Origin of the sequence: Pseudomonas sp. GM78, from assembly GCF_000282475.1 — a bacterium.
GTDB lineage: Bacteria > Pseudomonadota > Gammaproteobacteria > Pseudomonadales > Pseudomonadaceae > Aquipseudomonas.
In genome coordinates this window covers 37543-54866 of the sequence record NZ_AKJF01000147.1, presented here as the reverse complement: position 1 = coordinate 54866, position 17324 = coordinate 37543, and the positions used below count along the sequence as shown (strand labels likewise).

15 protein-coding genes and 1 pseudogene are annotated in these 17324 nt (G+C 60.4%); 2 read left to right on the top strand and 14 right to left on the bottom strand.

Annotated features, from left to right (window positions below):
- From PMI35_RS35485 to PMI35_RS08190, 9 genes and pseudogenes are all read right to left on the bottom strand, one after another.
- Window positions 1-187 (bottom strand): annotated as a pseudogene (locus PMI35_RS35485) (hypothetical protein); the annotation flags it as partial.
- 72 nt (window positions 188-259) lie between these two features.
- Window positions 260-1240 (bottom strand): transketolase family protein, encoded by a 981-nt coding sequence (locus tag PMI35_RS08155; protein ID WP_008063239.1) that lies wholly within the window; start codon window positions 1238-1240, stop codon window positions 260-262.
- A 3-nt stretch (window positions 1241-1243) separates the two neighbouring features.
- The gene (locus PMI35_RS08160) at window positions 1244-2134 is read right to left on the bottom strand and encodes a transketolase (protein WP_008063237.1); all 891 of its coding nucleotides are present in this window, start codon (window positions 2132-2134) and stop codon (window positions 1244-1246) included.
- 69 nt (window positions 2135-2203) lie between these two features.
- Window positions 2204-3307 carry an LLM class flavin-dependent oxidoreductase gene (locus tag PMI35_RS08165; protein WP_008063235.1) on the bottom strand — a complete coding sequence of 368 codons (1104 nt, stop codon included), beginning with the start codon at window positions 3305-3307 and terminating at the stop codon, window positions 2204-2206.
- A 204-nt stretch (window positions 3308-3511) separates the two neighbouring features.
- On the bottom strand, window positions 3512-4309 hold the full coding sequence (locus tag PMI35_RS08170; RefSeq protein ID WP_008063233.1) for an SDR family NAD(P)-dependent oxidoreductase: 798 nt from the start codon (window positions 4307-4309) through the stop codon (window positions 3512-3514).
- Window positions 4310-4338: 29 nt separating this feature from the next.
- Entirely contained in the window at window positions 4339-5838 is a 1500-nt protein-coding gene (locus tag PMI35_RS08175) for a sugar ABC transporter ATP-binding protein (RefSeq protein WP_008063231.1), read from the bottom strand.
- A gap of 23 nt (window positions 5839-5861) precedes the next feature.
- Entirely contained in the window at window positions 5862-6812 is a 951-nt protein-coding gene (locus PMI35_RS08180; protein ID WP_008063228.1) for a sugar ABC transporter substrate-binding protein, read from the bottom strand.
- 60 nt (window positions 6813-6872) lie between these two features.
- Window positions 6873-7859, bottom strand: coding sequence for an ABC transporter permease (locus PMI35_RS08185; protein WP_008063227.1), 987 nt, complete (start codon window positions 7857-7859; stop codon window positions 6873-6875).
- Between the two features lie 57 nt (window positions 7860-7916).
- Window positions 7917-8432, bottom strand: a complete 516-nt coding sequence (locus PMI35_RS08190) for a flavin reductase family protein (protein ID WP_008063226.1) — start codon at window positions 8430-8432, stop codon at window positions 7917-7919.
- 287 nt (window positions 8433-8719) lie between these two features.
- Here PMI35_RS08190 and PMI35_RS08195 point away from each other — a divergent pair, with 287 nt between their 5' ends.
- Window positions 8720-9712 (top strand): LysR family transcriptional regulator, encoded by a 993-nt coding sequence (locus PMI35_RS08195; RefSeq protein WP_008063225.1) that lies wholly within the window; start codon window positions 8720-8722, stop codon window positions 9710-9712.
- Here the strand turns inward: PMI35_RS08195 and PMI35_RS08200 are convergent.
- Complete coding sequence (locus tag PMI35_RS08200) at window positions 9669-11222, bottom strand: xylulokinase (protein WP_443217069.1); 1554 nt, start codon at window positions 11220-11222, stop codon at window positions 9669-9671. The two genes, PMI35_RS08195 and PMI35_RS08200, sit on opposite strands and share 44 nt — an antisense overlap.
- 276 nt (window positions 11223-11498) lie before the next feature.
- On the opposite strand from PMI35_RS08200, the gene PMI35_RS08205 reads away from it, so the two are divergent.
- Window positions 11499-12506 (top strand): zinc-binding dehydrogenase, encoded by a 1008-nt coding sequence (locus tag PMI35_RS08205; protein ID WP_008063213.1) that lies wholly within the window; start codon window positions 11499-11501, stop codon window positions 12504-12506.
- Between the two features lie 86 nt (window positions 12507-12592).
- Here PMI35_RS08205 and PMI35_RS08210 read toward each other — a convergent pair whose 3' ends face one another.
- From PMI35_RS08210 to PMI35_RS08225, 4 genes are all read right to left on the bottom strand, one after another.
- Window positions 12593-13267, bottom strand: a complete 675-nt coding sequence (locus tag PMI35_RS08210) for a GntR family transcriptional regulator (protein WP_238543199.1) — start codon at window positions 13265-13267, stop codon at window positions 12593-12595.
- A gap of 133 nt (window positions 13268-13400) precedes the next feature.
- On the bottom strand, window positions 13401-14456 hold the full coding sequence (locus PMI35_RS08215) for an ABC transporter permease (RefSeq protein ID WP_008063209.1): 1056 nt from the start codon (window positions 14454-14456) through the stop codon (window positions 13401-13403).
- Window positions 14449-15960, bottom strand: a complete 1512-nt coding sequence (locus PMI35_RS08220) for a sugar ABC transporter ATP-binding protein (protein ID WP_008063207.1) — start codon at window positions 15958-15960, stop codon at window positions 14449-14451. Before PMI35_RS08220 ends, PMI35_RS08215 begins: the two co-directional genes overlap by 8 nt.
- A gap of 85 nt (window positions 15961-16045) precedes the next feature.
- The gene (locus tag PMI35_RS08225) at window positions 16046-17287 is read right to left on the bottom strand and encodes a sugar ABC transporter substrate-binding protein (RefSeq protein ID WP_008063201.1); all 1242 of its coding nucleotides are present in this window, start codon (window positions 17285-17287) and stop codon (window positions 16046-16048) included.
- Window positions 17288-17324: the final 37 nt, after the last annotated feature.

The following is a 17324-nucleotide window of genomic DNA, read 5'->3' as shown; positions in this document are numbered from 1 at the left end:
GGCAAAGCCTTTTGGTTCCTTTTTGGCGTTTGAAAAAGGGACTCGCCGTAAGGGCGAAACCATAAGCCGCCGTTACCGCAGCAATGGATATGTACTCAGTCCCCACCCGCGCCCCATCAGATCCAAAACCAAACCACTCCCCACAAAAAATCCCAGGCATAAAAAAACGTGCGACCAGGGCCTTCATCAATGAAGCCCCCCACCGCACGCCAGGCTCATGAAGCCTAAAAAGGGGTAACACAGTCAGGGAGAAATGGGCTTAACCCAACACCTCCAGCGCCACGCTTTCGATCCCCACCGCATCCAGCCGGTAATGCCGATACAGGTGGGTCGGCGGCGCAATCAGGCTGTACTCATCGTAAAGACCATGGCGCCGCACTTTGACACCAATGCCCTCCTCCGCGATGACTTCACACACGGCCCCGCCCAATCCGCCGATGATGTTGTGCTCCTCCACAGTGAGAATCGCCCGGCTGTTGCGCGCAGCGGTCAGCACCGCCTCGCGGTCCAGCGGCTTGATGGTGGTCATGTCGATCACGCCCACCGAACGTCCGGCGGCATTCAAGGCCCGCGCGGCTTCGAGGGCCGGATGTACCGTGGAACCGGTGGCAATGATGGTCAGTTCATCGCCCGTCAGGTGCACCGTGGCCTTGCCGAAGACAAAATCCGGGACGCTGTCATAGACCACCGGATCCCGCCCGCGCTGAATGCGGAAATAGATCGGTTGCGGGTAGTTGGCCGAAGCCAGGATCGCCGCCTTGAGCTGATTGCCATCGGCCGGTGCAACCACCGTGATGTCGGCGATCGAGCGCATGATCGCCAGGTCTTCGGTGGCGTGGTGCGAGGTGCCGTAGAAGCCCAGGGAGATGCCGGCGTGGTGGCCAATCAGGCGCACTGGCAGTGCCGAGTAGGCCACGTCCATGCGGATCTGCTCGCAGCACAGCAACGGCAGGAAAGATGCAAAGGTCGCCACGAACGGTTTCATGCCCACCGCTGCCATCCCGGCTGCGGCGGACACCATGTTCTGTTCGGAAATGCCAAACTGCACGAATCGCTCGGGATGCTGCTCGGCGAATTTCGACAAACCGTTGGAGTACTGCAGGTCAGCGGTGCCGGCGACCACCGGCTCGCCGCGCTCGACCAGTTCGATCAGCGCATCGGACAAGGCATTCAAGCTGGGGGTCTGGCTGTTCAGTGCCCGGTACTGCCAGGAGTTGTTCGACAGAGGTGCGGTATTCATGGCTTAGATCACCTTGCTTTTGATTTCGTCGATAGCGCGTTGTGCGTCTTGCGGGTCGAGATAACCCAGGTGCCATCCCGGCTCGGTTTCCATGTAGGAAACCCCTTTGCCCTTGACCGTATTGGCGATGACGCACACCGGTTGCGTGCGCGTGGTGTCGGCCTTGAGACGACGCAGCAGGCTGGTCACCGCCGCCAGGTCATGGCCATCGACCACATGGGTTTCCCAGCCGAAGGCGATCCACTTGTCCGCCAGTGGCTCGATGCCGATCACGTCATCCACGTTGCCGTCGAGCTGATAGCCATTGCGGTCGATGATCGCCACCAGGTTGTGGACCTTGTGGTGAGCCGCGCCCAGCGCCGCCTCCCACACCTGGCCTTCCTGCATTTCGCCGTCGCCGAGCATCACGTAAGTGGTGAACGACTTGCCCAGCATCCGCCCGGCCAGGGCCATGCCCAGCCCGCCGGACAAGGCATGGCCGATGGAGCCGGAAGAAAAATCCACCCCCGGGACCTTGCGCATGTCCGGGTGATCGCCCAGCGGGTTGCCCAGGCGCGTGTAGTTGTCGAGGATCTCTTTCTCGAAGAACCCCCACTCCACCAGCACCGGAAACAGGCCGACCGCCGCATGCCCCTTGCCCATCATGAAACGGTCGCGATCGGCCCATTTCGGCTCGCCGAACCGCAGGTCCATCACGTCGTAATACAGGGCGGCGAACAGCTCGGCGGCGGAGAACACCGAGGTGTAGTGGCCGACCTTGGCGATTTCGATCAGGCGAATGGTTTCCAGGCGAATGAACTGGGCTTTTTCCCGCAACCGGGCCAGCTCCTCGGCGGTCAATTGAAAGTCGCGCTGTGCATTTTCGCGCAAGTGTTGCGTCGTCAAATCAGTCATGTGTCGTGTCCAGGGGCATTACCAGAGTTTCGGCCACATCCGCGATGTGGCCGGGCCCAGCGCAGGCGATCACTGCGCTTTCAAGCGTGGCGTCATGTAGTCATTGAGGCGTGGCATGACCTGCTGCGCGGTCAGCTCCATGGAGCGTCGCCACAGCGCTGCGTCGTCCCACTCATGGAAGGTGGTCATCAAGGTGCCGAACGGCCCGGTCTGTTCGCTGAACGCGACCAGTTGCTCGGTGACCGAATTCACGTCGCCGTAGATCACCATTTCCTTGATGCAGTGATCGACCGTCACTTCCTCGTCGGTCATGTCGGGGCGGGTCTTGAAGATCTTGGTGTAGTGGTTGCTGGCCAGGTTATCGATCATGTAGTCGAAGTAGCGCCGCAGGGTGCAGCTCTCCATGGCCAGATAGTCCTCGGCCTGGGCCTGGGAGTCGGCGACGAACACCGAACGGGCCACCCGCCAGTTGTTGGCGTCAGCCTTGATTCCGGCACTTTCTGCGCCCTGGCAGTAAGCCTGCCAATGCGAGGCCACGGTCGCCGTCGGGTTGAAGTTGGCGGACATCAAGTCCCAGTCCCTGGCGCCAGCCAGTTTGGCGGTACCGGAGAACGGACTCATGGCCGTGGTCGCGACGCGCGGGAACGGTTTCTGGAACGGGGTCGGCATGTAGCCGATCTGCAGTTCGTGATGGACCGAGTCCTTGAGGCTGACCTGATAGTGTTCGGTCGAAAACTCATAAGGTGCGCCCGAGTTCCAGATCGCCCGGATCATCTCGTAGCACTCGACCATCATCTGCCCGCGGTCCTTGCCGTTGCTGCCGTACACCTCGAAGTCGGAGGCCAGCCCGCCCGGGCCGATGCCCATGATGAAACGCCCCTTGGACATGTGATCGAACATCGCCGCATCGGCAGCGATACGCGCCGGGAAATGATGGGGCAGATTGAGTACACCGGTGCACAACTTCATGCGCCGGGTCAGCGGAATCAGGGTGGACAGAAATTGCAGCGCGTTGGTGATCGGCTCGGTGCGCTGAGAGGTATGTTCACCCACCCACAGTTCATCGAAACCGACGCTGTCGGCGTGGACGGCGCAGGCAATGTCCTGGTCGTACATCTCGTGATAATCCCAGCCCTTGTGGTGAAGCGGCTGCATGAACATGGCGAGTTTCATGTCGTTCTCCTGCTGTTTTCAGTGACCGCTGTGTTGCGAACAGAGTTGCTGCAACACAGCGTTTTCATGACGAGCGCTCGTTTCGCAGGCGTGCCAGTGCCGGCGCTGCGAGTCGCAACGTTCAAGCAAAGGGGTTCAATATCCGGGGCTGACCGAGCGTTGCTTCAACGCACGCCATCGGCCCTCGGTGGGTTCAGTTACGCGTCAACTTCCATGCAGCAGCCACCCGCCATCCACCAGCAAGTCAGTGCCCGTCACGTAGGAGGACAATGGCGAAACCAGGTACAGCACGGCATCGGCAATTTCCCAGGGCTCTGCTGCCCGGCCCAGGGGGATGTTGTCCAGCACGTTGTTCTGCCGGTGCTGCTCCAGCAGTTCCGGCTCCAGGTTGCCCGGGGTCGCCGTCAGCCCCGGCGAGATCGAGTTGACCCGAATGCCGAAGGCGCTCAAATCCTTGGCCAGGCTGCGGGTCATGGCCAGTACCGCGCCCTTCGAAGCGTCGTAGGTACAGTGATTGGCCATGGACCGGTGGCCACAGATCGACGACAGATTGATGATCGCCCCGGCGCTTTGCTGACGGCGCATCTGCCGCTGTGCCGCCTGCGCACCGAGAAACACCCCACGCGTGTTGATGGCGTGCAGCCTGTCCCAGAAATCCGCATCGACCTCGTCGATGGGCTTGAGCGGATAGACGCCCGCGTTATTGATCCAGATATCCAGGCGGCCGAAGCGCTCGACGGCCATGTCCGCCAGGCGCTGGATATCGGCGGGCTGACTGACATCGGTGCGCACAAACTCAACGGCAAACCCGGCCTCGACCAGTTCACCGCTGCGCTCCGGCGCCAGGCTGCCAATCAATACCTTGGCACCCGCTTCGGCCAGGCGCCGGCTGATAGCCAGGCCGATGCCGCTGCCGCCGCCAGTGACGACAGCGGTTTTGCCGGACAAGTCCAGCAATTGCGCGAACGGTCGGTAAGGCCGTGCCTGATACTGAGTGGACATACTGCAACCTCCTCGTTGGCTGTCGGTCATCACGCGGTCGCCAGGGTCATGATGCTGTCGGGGGCAATCTGCGGCCGATGCAGGATGCCCTGGGAGCAGCCGCGGGCCATGACCATGACGCGATGGGAGAGACCGATGACTTCTTCCAGATCGGAGCTGACGACGATCACCGAGACCCCGGTTTTCGCCAGGTCAATGATCAGTTCATAGATCGCCGCGCGGGCGCCCATGTCGATGCCCCGGGTCGGTTCGTCGAGAATGATCACTTTCGGATGGCGGGCGATCCATTTGGCGATCACCACTTTCTGCTGATTGCCACCGGACAACTTGTCGAGCATCTGCCCCGCCACGCCCTTGATCCCCAGTGTCGCTATACGCTCACGGGCAAAAGCGGCGACCCGCTGGTTGGCCATGATCCCGCAGGAACTCAGGCTGTCCAGGTTGCAGTAGGTCAGGTTCTCGGCAATGGTCTGGCTGAGCACCACGCCTTCGGATTTGCGGTCTTCGGGTATCAACACCACACCGGCGTGGATCGCCGCCTGCACATTGTTGGCCGGCAGCGGCCGATCACCCAGCATCACCTTGCCCTGGCTCAGCGCACTCAACCCTGCAATCGCCTGGACCAGCTCGGTGCGACCGGCGCCGACAATGCCGGCAATCCCGAAGATTTCCCCGGCCTTGACCGAAAACGACACATCGTGAAAGCGTCCGGCCTTGTCCGACAGTTGCTCGACGCGCAGCACCTCCGTATCACCGGGCAGCGGCAATTCCGGGAACAAGCGCTCGATCGGCCGCCCCACCATCTGCGACACCAGCACGCTGACATCCGCCGAGCCGCTGTCGTGACGGGCGATCAGATGCCCGTCGCGCATCACCACGACCTTGTCGGCGATCCGCGCAATTTCATCCATGCGGTGGCTGATGTAGATGAAGGACACGCCCTCCTTTTTCAGCTCCTCGATCTGTTTGAACAGCAGGTCGGTTTCGTCCTTGCCCAAGGCAGCCGTCGGCTCGTCGAGGATCAGCAAGCGCGAGTTGAGCGTCAGGGCTCGGGCGATTTCCACCAGTTGCTGGGCGGCGATCTTCAGTTGCCGCACCGGGGTTTGCGGGGAAATGTCCAGGCCCAGGCGCCGCAGTTGTTTCTCGGTTTCGCGGTGCATGGCGTTGCGGTCGATCATGCCGTCACGGGTGGGCAGGTGACCGAGGAACACATTTTCCGCCACGCTCAAGTCCGGTAGCAGATGAATCTCCTGATGGATCATGTTGATGCCCAGGGCCATGGCCGCCCCGGGTCCGTTCGGCGCGTAGGGTTCGCCTGCGAGGAACATCGTGCCTTTGGACGGCGTCAAGGCGCCGGCGACGATGGAGGAAAAGGTCGACTTGCCCGCACCGTTCTCCCCCAGCAACGCCACCACTTCGCCGTAGCCGATATCCAGGCTGATGTCTTCCAGCACCCTGACCGAATTGAATGACTTGCCGATGTTGCTGGCCCGAAACAGCGGTGCCTGCCCGGTCTGGATCGCATTCATGACGTTACCCTCCTTCGCCGGTCTCAAGGGTGCTGCTCAAGAAAGGTCGCCACGTTTTCGCGGGTGGTGACGAAGGCCGGCAGCAGTTGAGTCTTGGTCACCGGCTTGCCTTGCTGCAGGTCGACCGCGGTGCGCAACGCCGTACGCCCCATTTCCACGGCTTGTTGGGTGATGGTCATGTCCAGCTTGCCGTCGCGCATGGCTTCCAGGGCCGAGGGCAGGCCGTCATAACCGAAGACCCAGACCTTGTGATCGATGTTGGCGACCTTGACCGCCTGGGCGGCACCCAGTGCCGGCGCATCGGACCGACCAATGAACACGTTGATTTTCGGGTTTTTCTGCAGCATGTCCTGGGCCACCTTGAAGCCGTTGTCCTGCAGCCAGTCGGTCGGCTTGCGGTCGACGATTTTCATCTCCGGCGCCTCGGACAACACCGCGTCCAGGCCTTTGGCCCGGGCCACTTCGGTCGAGTCGCCCAAGGTGCCCTGGAGCAGGCCGATCTCGGCCTTGCCACCGGTCAGCTTGATCATTTGCCGGGCCAGCTCGCCCGCCGCCGCCAGGTTGTCGGTGGAGATATAGGCATCGCACTCGACGTTTTTCGGGAAGTTGTCGATGCAGATCACCGGCACCCCCTGCTGCCGCGCCAGTCGCACCGGTACGGCCGAAGCAGCGCTGCCGGTGGCGGTGTAGAGCAGCACATCGATGCCTTTGCTCAACATGTCCTGGATCTGGCTGACCTGCCGCGCCGGATCGGCTTGGGCGTCAGCGACCAGCACATTGTTGATCCCCAGGCCCTTGGCCTGTTCCATCACGCCATCGCGGACCATCAGGTAGAACACCCATTGCAGGCTCGGGATCGACATCCCGACAGTGATCTGATCCACGGGTTTGGTCTGTGCGTTCACACCGCACGACATCAGGCAGCCGAGCAGCGGCAACCACAGCACACGCACTGAAAAAGCAGGCAGTTTCATGTTTTTATCCTTGTTGTTCTGGATTGGGCACGAGGGCTTTTTTTGTTCGAGGGCCTGGGGTCAGTCGGCCTTGCGCTTGAGCAGATCGAGCATCACGGCGAAGGCGATCACGGCGCCAATCACCACTTGCTGGATGAAGGGCGAAATGCCGGCCAGGTTCAGGCCATTGCGCAACACACCGATGATCAGCACGCCGATGAGGGTGCCGACCACACTGCCCGCCCCGCCCTTGAGGCTGCCGCCGCCGATCACCACCGCGGCGATCACGTCCAGCTCATAGCCGACGCCCGCGCCGGCTCCGGCGGTGTCCAGCCGCGAGGTCATGATGACGCCGCCCAGGGCCGCGCAAATTCCGGAAATGATGTACACCGCACTGGTGTAGCCCTTGACCCGGATACCCGCGAGCTTGGCCACCTTGGCGCTGCCGCCGATGGCGTACAGGCTGCGCCCGGCCACCGTGAACTTGAGGACGAACCAGAACACCAGCGCCAACACGGCAAAGCAGCTCACGGTCAGCGACAACACACCGCCGTAACGAATCACCGAGAGGTTGCTGAACCATTCCGGGAAGCCGCTGACTTGCGCGCCGTCGGTGACCATGTAGGCCAGGCCGCGAGCGATGGACATCATCGCCAGGGTCGCAATGAACGACGGCAGGCCGGCCCTGACCACCAGCAAGGCCGTGGTCGACCCGCAGGCCGCACCGACGGCCAGGGCCCCGAGCATGGCCACCCACATCGGTAACCCCAGCACCTGCTCGAGCCAGCTCATGACCATGATCGCCACGGCCAGCACCGCGCCGACAGACAGGTCGATGCCACCGATGAGAATCACCAGGGTCATGCCCAGCGCCATGATGCCCAGCACGGTCACTTGATCGAGCACATTGAGCAGGTTGCTCAAGGTCAGGAAACTATCGGTAAAGACGGTAAGTACCGCACACAACAACAAAAGCCCGACCATCGGGCCGGCCACGTTAGTTTCCAGGCCGATCCACTTTGGAATCGATCCGGCGAGTCTTGACTTGACCAACAACTGATTGTTCATACCCACATCCACTTCTTATTTAATTGTTATAAGACCGAGCACTGCACGACTTGCCGATTAATCACCCAGTTGCCGGTATCGCCCTCCCATGTACAGCAGCGGCTCCTCGAAAGGCTGGGTAATGACATCAATCACGTTGCCGATCATCACGGTGTGGGTACCGTGTTCAATCTCCTGAACAACTTCACAGAAGATGGCCGCCTGGGCATCGGCCAGGTAACGAATGCCGTGCTCCCCGGTGCGCCAGTCGCCCACGACGAAGCGGCGTTCGCGCAGGTCGGGCTGGCTGAAGATCTTGCAGATCGGTTCGTGCTGGCTTTGCAGCATGTTCACGCAGAACAGCCCGGAGCGCTTGATGATCGGCGAGGCGCTGGCGCTGCGATTGATGCAGATCAGGGCCGAGGCCGGGTCCATCGACACCGAGGAAAAAGCGGTGGCCGCCAGACCATGGGGCTGGCCGTCATCGTCGAGTGTAGTGATCAGGGTTATGGAAGAGGCGAAACGCCCCATTGCCATTTTGAATGGGCCGGCCAGGTCGATCGAAGGGGCGGCCACTTGATATTGAACGTGCATACTTAAACCCTCTTTTTTGGGTGACTCACAAGCTCAGGCATTCATTATTAACAATCCCCTCTACTTTTCTATTCACTTTTGAAAAATTGACTTTTCAAGTTTCCCGTAAGGTGAAGCCAACAACAAACTCATTTGAATCAAGTTCACATATCGCCTGGAACACCCATTCCAGAGCAGTTTGTTAGTTACTGGAAAGAACCCTTGGATATTTAATTAATTGAATCAGGTGAATAATCGATCGATACTTTCCGAACAATCAGAAAACAAGCCTGGCGAGTTGAAACATCATGGTTGATCGATTACAGGACATGCGGCTGTTTCGCCTGGTGGTGCAGACAGGCTCCCTTTCCACGGCCGGCCGGCAAATGGGTCTGTCGCCGGCGGCCATGAGCGGTCGCCTCAAGGCGATGGAGGAGTTCTATGGCTTGCGCTTGCTCAAGCGCAACACCCGCAGCCTGAGCCCGACTGCCGAAGGCCAGTTGCTGTTTGAAAACGCGCTGAAAATCCTCGAAGAGGTCGATGCCCTCGACAACATCATCAAGAATGGCCACAGCGACTTGCTCGGGACCATCGGCCTGACCTGCCCTACCGACCTCGGCCGGCAATGGGTCAGCCAACTGGTCGATGCCTTCATTGGCGAAAATCCCCACGTCAGCATCCGCCTGTTTTTCACCGACCGGATTCTCGACTTCGTCGAATCGGGTTCGGACATCGCGATCCGTTTCGGCGATCTTCCGGACAGCTCATTGATTGCCCGCTCCCTGGGCGTCGACCGGCCGATGGTCTGCTGTTCGCCTGAGTATCTGCAGCGGCACCCGAAACCCCTGGTGCCCGAGGACCTGCATCAGCACAACTGCCTGGTGCAACTGCGTGCCGACTTCGCGCTCGATCGCTGGAAGTTCATGCACAACGGCCTGTCGAGCACGATCCAGGTCAAGGGGAATCGGCTGGCCAACGACGGCTTTACCCTGCGCCAGTGGGCGGTACAGGGCCTGGGGATTATCTGGAAGTCAGTCTGGGAAGTGGCCGATGACATTCAGGCGCAACGACTGGTGCCGCTGCTCGAGGACTATCAATGTGCGACCACCGGGTTCCATGTGCTCACCGAAGGCGGGAAGAAGCTGCCGGCGCGGGTCAAATCCTTCGTTGATTTTGCCGTTCAGTACTTCAAGAATCTGGACATGCCGGCCCGGCACCTCGCCTGTGCGCCGATTCGAACACAGCATGCCATGACCCTCATGCCAACGGCACCGCCTGCAGATCGGCCATCACCGGCCTGAGTTTGCTCAGCATCTGCTCGTACGCCTTGCGCATACCGGCATAGAACGCCTGCCGGGACGCGTCCGGCAACGTCACGCATTCGTCCGGTCGTTGCCAGTCAATGGCTGTCTGCTTGAGATCGGCAAACACCCCCGCACCCTGTCCCGCCACTAGCGCAGCGCCCAGCACACCGTACTCGGCGCCGGGCAGTTTGCGATAAGGCAACCCCAGCACATCAGCCTTGATCTGCCGGAACAGCGGACTGTTCGCCCCCCCGCCCAGACTGATCACCCCTGCGTCGCCGAAATCGACCTGCATGTCCCGCATGCATTGCGCAAAACGCACGTATTCATAGGCGATCGACTCCAGCATCGCGCGGTACTGGTCGGTGCGGTCGTGGCGCCAGTCGAGGCCGACAAACGCGCCGGCCAGCGCGGCATCGAACGGCGCATGGCGCCCCCCGAGGTGGGGCATGAACAGCAGCTTGTCGCGCTCGGACAACGCAGCCCCGGCCCGCGCTTGCAGTTGCTGGCACTCGGCGTCCGTCAGGCCGAATGCCTTGAGCGTGATGCCGGCCCCACCGACGTAGGCCATCGAATAAAATAACCCGGGGATGCAGTGGCGGAACGTCGTCAGGGTCTGGTGCTGCGCGTCCACCGCGTAATGGTCAAGCACGGTCGCCAGCACCGAGCCAGTACCGGCAATGTCGAACAGTTGCCCAGGTTCAAATGATCCGGTACCGAGCAGGGACGCAGCGATATCCGCGCACCCGGCAAACACCGGCGTGCCGGCCAACAGCCCGCAATCGCGCGCCGCCTTTGCGCACACCGAGCCGATGCGATCCCAGGGTTTCACCAGCCTGGGGAGTCGATCGACCTCCAGCTGGAATTCATCGAGCAGCGCCGTGTTCCATTGCATCGCCTGGTTGTCGGCAAAACTGTTGAAGCCAAGGTAGGTGTCATCCATGAACGCCGCATCGGCATCCAGCGCCGCCATGCGCCCTGCGACGTAGGCCGCCGGCATGATGATCTTGCGGATCTTGCGATAGACCCGGGGCTGTTCGTCACGCCAGTACAGCCATTTCGCGGCATGGTTGGCACTGACCGGGCCGCCCGCCTGTTGAATGATCGATGGCTCGAAAGCCTTGAGCCGCTGCACCTGGTGGGCGCAACGCATATCGAGCCAGGAATCGTAGGGCGTTGTGGCTTCCCAGTGGCGGCCGATGGTCGAGATCCCGGCCATTTGCCCGCAGATCGCGATACCAGCGATGTCGCCGGCATTGATCGATGCCTGAGCCATGACATCGGCGATGGCCAGCAACACCGACGCATACATCTCGTCCGGACACTGCTCGAACACCTGTCGCGCCGGATTCGCCAAGCGCGCGGACCGACTCGCCGCCCCCCGCTGACAGCCATCCTGGTCAACGACCACGACACGGGTACTGGAGGTGCCCATGTCCACCCCAACCAGTAATGCTCGACTCTTCAAGGGTTGGCGCTCGCAAATGAAACGATGAGGGTTTTGCACAGGATACTGTGATCAAGGTAGCTGGGGCAGTGGCTGGCCTCCACCATCGATTTTTATTGCGTTCAGCAGACAGTAAAACGGGTAACCGGTTTACCGCTCAGCAGATTTCCAAACGGGTATTACTGAACCTGGTTCACAACACCTTTTCTCCCATTGACGTTCTACTCAGGTTTGCAGGCGCGGATACTGGCGCACTTGACGTGAGGCGAACTTTTAATCGCCAAGGCCAACCGCTGGATTGAATGATTGCAATCCGCTTTTTCATGAGGACACACGATGCACGCTGATTTCGCCGCCTGGTCCTGGAACTCGGATAAGGGTATCGATGGCCTGGAGCTGATCCGCAAACCACTTGTGCAGCCGAGATCGGGCGAAGTACTGGTGGCTAACCGCGTACTGGCGTTGAACCCGGTGGACTGGAAAATCATCGAGTGGGGACATCCGGACTGGAAGGACGGCCATGTACCTGGCGTGGACGGCATGGGTGTGGTGGTCGCAGCCGGTGCTTGTGTACACATAAAACCTGGCACGCGCGTGGCGTATCACCAGTCACTGTCGCGCGACGGCAGTTTTGCCGAGTTCTGTCTACTTGATGCCGCCACGGTATTGGTGGTTCCAGCCGCACTCGATGACAGCGCTGCCGCGTCGCTGCCCTGCCCCGGCCTGACAGCCTGGCAAGCACTGGACAAAGTGCCAGGCGCTAGCGGCGATGTGCTCGTGGTCGGTGCCGGCGGCGCAGTCGGTCTGTTGCTGATGCAATTGGCGGTACAACGTGGCTATCGTGTGTGGGCCACGGCAGCCACGAAACATCATTCGAACCTCAACGCATTAGGTGCGGTTGGTGTATTCGACTACCGCCAGGCCCATTGGCAACAAGCTCTGCAGTCTGCCTTGGGTGAGCGTAGGTTGCTCGCCGTGTTTGACACCGTCAGCGGTGCACATGCCGCCAGCCTGGCTCCGCTGCTGGGTTACAACGGTCACCTGGTGTGCATTCAGGATCGTCAGGAAACCGCTCCACTACCCGCCTTCAGCACCGCGATCTCCTTGCATGAAGTGGCCCTCAACAGCTTCCATGCCCACGCCAGCCTGAGCGATCGGCAACGGCTGCGACAAGCCGGTGAACAGCTGTTCGACGGTGTGCTGAACGGAAAGTTGTCGCTTCCCCCACATCAGGTCTTCGACTTCCGAAAACTGCCCGAGGCCTTGCATGCCCTCAAGCAAGGGGGCGAAGGCGGCAAATGGGTTGCCCGGTTGAATGAGTCAGATTCCGTACTGCCTGCATAGGCCGTAAAAATCAAAGCGCCCGAGCCGCCATGGTGTGGAGTTCGGGCGACAGGTCCTCCAATGCGAACCGACTGCGGCAGTTCGATTTACGCCTCGGCCAGGTTTTCCTTTTTTTCCAGCCATTCGATCATTAACTCACCCCACGCGATGTCCGCCTGCATTGCGTGCTTGGCTTTGTCCGAGTCGCGGGTGCGTAAGCCTTCCAGCACTTCGAAATGCTTGTGCTTGGCGCTGGCCAGCTCCCGCTTGGGCACCTCCGCGTGGAACCGGCTCAGCAGCGGCCCCATGATGACCCACATGTTTTCAAGGGTTTTAGACACCACGGGCATGCGCGCCGCGGAGATCAAACCGAAGTGGAACTCTCTGTTCAACAAGGCAGCTTGCTTGTAGTCGACGGGAACCGCCTTCTGGAATGCCTCCTGGATGGCTTCGAGTTTCTCCAGCTCCGGCTTGGTGATCCGCTGAGCGGCCATGCCGGCCGCTTCGCCTTCGAGCAAATGACGGATCAACTGGATTTCCCGCAGTTGACTGACCGTCAGCTCCGGGACATAAATCGAGGTTGCAGCTTTCATGTCCAACGCGTGGTCACTGACCAGGCGGAAGATCGCCTCGCGCACCGGGGTGATCGATACGCCGAACTCTTCGGCCAGTGTACTGATACGCAGACGATCGCCTGGCTGGTACTGCCCGTCCATCAACGCGGTGCGAATAATTGAATACACCCGTTCGCTCAAGTTGCCTTTATCAATGGGCTTATGCACGGTCACTATTGCTCGATCTCCATAGTCGATTACTCTGCGCCGGAGTGGCAGACTTGTGAATCTGCCGACATCAATTGCCGATAACGCATCATACATCATCAGATGACGCCTGCCACTCCGTCCAGCGGTCCAATCAAATACGCGCGTCCCGTCGACCGACACCTTGCAAAAGCACAGCCACGACAATAATTGCGCCTTTGATGATCTGTTGCGGATAGGCCGGCACACTCAGCAGGTTCATGATGTTGCCGATCAGGCCCAATACCAGCACACCTACCACCGTGTAGAAAATCGTACCCTTGCCACCCGACAACAAGGCGCCGCCGATCACACACGCGGCAATCGCATCAAGCTCCAGTGCCAAGCCGGCGCTGGGCGTGGCGACACCTGAGCGCGATGCGATCACCACTCCGGCCAATGCTGCAAGTCCACCACAAATGCCGTAGGCCGCCAGTTTGTAACGCTCAACCGCTATGCCCGCCAGGCGCACCGCCGTTTCATTGCTGCCACTGGCAATGGTCAGGCGGCCATAAGCGTTGTAGCGCAGGATCAAGGCAAACACGAGCGTCACCCCCGCCGCCAGCCACACAGGCCAAGGGATGCCTAGCACGCCATCGGCCAGTCGTCCGAAATCACGCAGCAATTGGGCGCTGACAAGCGTGTCGTCCAGCCGTTGTGGTTGGCCGTTGGACAGGATGAACGCCAAGCCACGGGCCACCGTCATCATGGCCAGGGTCGCGATAAACGGTGCCATGCGGAAGTACGCGATAAAGGTGCCGGTCACCAGCCCCATCAACACGCCGGCCGCCACCGCAATCGCCGCTGCCAGCAACAACCCGGCACTGCCGTCGACCGGCAGCACATTGAGGGTCATGGCGACCACAATACCCCCCACGGCTGCCACCGACGCCACGGACAAATCGATACCCGCCGTCAGGATCACAATCAACATGCCGATGCTCACCAGCAGCAACGGCGTCAGTTGGCGTAACAGGTTGCCCAGGTTCTGGTAGGTAAGAAAGTCCGCCGAAAGCACGCTGGCGACGATGGCCAGCACCACCAGCATGACCAGCGCATTGTGCTGCAGAAAAAGACGTTGCAACGAGCGTTGACGGGGCCGGTCTCCCTGGGCGCGACTGCTTTGCTGCATAAGCTCGGCCGTGGCCAGCTTGGAATTTGGGTTACTCATGGTGCTGGACTCCCATTGCCAGGCAAATCATTGTTTGTTCATTAATGCGCTCGCCCGACAGTTCGCCGGCAATCGCGCCTTCGCGCATCACCAGCACGCGGTCACACATACCGATGATTTCAATCATTTCCGAAGAAACCATGATGATCGCCACACCCTGTGCAGCGAGATCGTTGATGACCCGGTAGATTTCGGTTTTCGCCCCCACGTCGACACCACGGGTAGGCTCATCGAGGATCAGCACCCGGCAGCCGGCATCGACCCATTTCATCAGGGCGACTTTCTGCTGATTGCCACCCGACAGGTCGCCGACCAGTTGCTCGATCGAGTGTGTCTTGACTGCCAGTTGCTTGCGCAGGGCTTCGATACCCTGGGTTTCCCGGCCACTGGCAATCCAGCCCATGGGCCCGGTATAGGGGCTGTCGGGGCGTAGCGCGCCGTTGACCCTGATCGACATTTCCAGCAGCACCCCCTGTTGCTTACGATCCTCTGGCAGCAGACCGATGCCATTGGCAATGGCTTCCCGTGGCGAGCGGTTGTGGATCTCCCGTCCCTCGAGGTGCAGGGTGCCGGAGGTCTTGCGATCGACGCCGAAGATCGCACGCATGGTTTCGGTCCGCCCGGCCCCGACCAGCCCACAAAAACCCAGGACTTCACCGGCCCGCACCTGGAAACTCACATCACGCACCAGGCGCCCGGCACACAGGTTCTCGACCTTCAGTAACACCTCGCCAATCTGCGATTTGCGCGAAGGGAACAGGTCGCTCAGTTCGCGACCGATCATCATCTCGATCAAACCACGCTCGGTGATGTCGGCCAGGCCCAGCGTGCCAACGGTGTGGCCATCCTTGAGCACAGTGACGCGGTCACAGATACGAAATATTTCGTCCATGCGGTGGGAGACGTAGACAATGCACGCACCCTTGCGCCGCAACTCATCGAGAATCCTGAACAGCTTTTGCGCCTCATGGGAGGTCAGCACCGCCGTGGGTTCGTCGAACACCAGCACCCTGGAATTACGCGACAGCGCCTTGCAGATCTCCACGGCTTGTTGGTGCGCCACCGACAAACTGCCGACCGGTTGGCGAACGTCGATGTCGCTGAAACCCAGTTCGTCGAGAATCGCCCGGGCTTTCTTGCGCATGGCCGCCCACTGTACGAAGCCCTTGCTCTTGCCCAGGTCATCGATGCAGATGTTCTCGGCCACGGACAGATGCGGGGCCAGGGCAAACTCCTGGTAAATGATGGAAATACCCAGATTGAGGGCATCACCCGGTTTGCGGATATCGACGGTCTCGCCGTCAAGACTGACGCTGCCGGCATCGCGCACGTAGGCCCCGGAAAGGACCTTCATCAAGGTTGATTTGCCGGCACCGTTCTCGCCCATCAGGGCGTGGATTTCCCCCGCACGGGCGGAAAAACTCGCGTTGTTCAGGGCACTGATGCCCCCGAACTTCTTCGAGATGTCGAGCATCTCTACGGCTGGTTTTTGCATCGCATTCATTGTGCTCACCCTCTATAGACAGCCGCCCTACGAGCTGTGGCTGCAGTTCTACACAGCGGCCACAGCTCGATTCAGTTCCGCGAAATCATTTCATCGCGGTTTTGATCTGCTCGATGGAGCGGAACGGCGGGACGGTGTCGGTGGATGGCGGCAAGCTGTCGGCCTTGATGTAGATATCGACGTTATCGGGCGTGATCAACGTGACCGGGAAATAGGAAGCCAGCGGCAGGTTGTTGGCATCCAGTCCTTTTTCGAGCATCTGGTGGATCAACTCGATGGCGGCCACACCGGTTTGTGAACCGCTGTTGGTGGCAGTCACCAGCAATTTTCCTTGCTTGATCAAGTCCAGCGCCACCCGAAAGCTGCCGGCAGCGGAGGCGACCGTCACGCTGTTTTTCTTGCCGGCATTTTCAAGGGCATTGATTGCGCCAATGGCGATGAAGTCGTTCTCGGCCAAGACCAGATTGAGCTTGTCACCTTGAGACGAGAGGATGTCTTCCGTGGCCGCCAGGCCACCCTCTTCGGTCCAGTCACCACGCCCCCAGGCAAGCACGTTGAAACCGCCTTCCGGCCAGCTGAAGCTGCCCTTGGCCTTGACCTGCTGGAACAGTCTGAAGCCCTTGAGCATCGCGTCCTCTTTCGACAACCCCAATTTCCGCTCCTGGGAACGGGCATAGACGATCCCGGAAATCATGCCATTGAGACGGCTTTCGGAGGTGGAATTGCCCATCACGCCAATGACCATCGCTGCATTGATCACCTTGGCCGGATCGGTCTTGGCCGCAACATGACGCCCGGCCTCGAAACCACTGCCATACGGGTTACCGGTGCTTGTGGTGATCACCGGCGCCCGGGCGTCCGGGGCGGTTCCGACGGTGATCACCGGAATCCCCGCCGCTACCGCGCGCTCGACATCCGATACCGAACCTTGCACATCGGTCGGGTCGATCACGATCAGGTCGACACCCAGGGTAATGAAGTTGTCGACCTGGGCGCTCTGCTTGGCGACATCACTGTCGGCCACCTGCAGTTCAATGTCGTAGTTGTACTTTTTCGCGATGGTTTTCGAGTCGTCGATCATCGAGACAAACCAGGGATTGCCAAGGGTGATTTCGGTCCAGCCGATGCGCAGACGCTCACCCTTCTTTTTCAGTGGCAAGGCTTTGTTGATTGCAGTGCGATCCGGCATGTCGGGGTCAATCACCCCCGACAGCGCCGTGTTTGGCATCAAGGTGTAGATTTCATGCTTGGGCGCCGCCCAGGCGTGGGTGCCGATAAGGCTCGCCAAGGCGAACGTGGTGATCGAACGAACAGCAGACAGCTTCATGATTATTATTCTCCAGTGCGCTGATTTTGATCGGTGA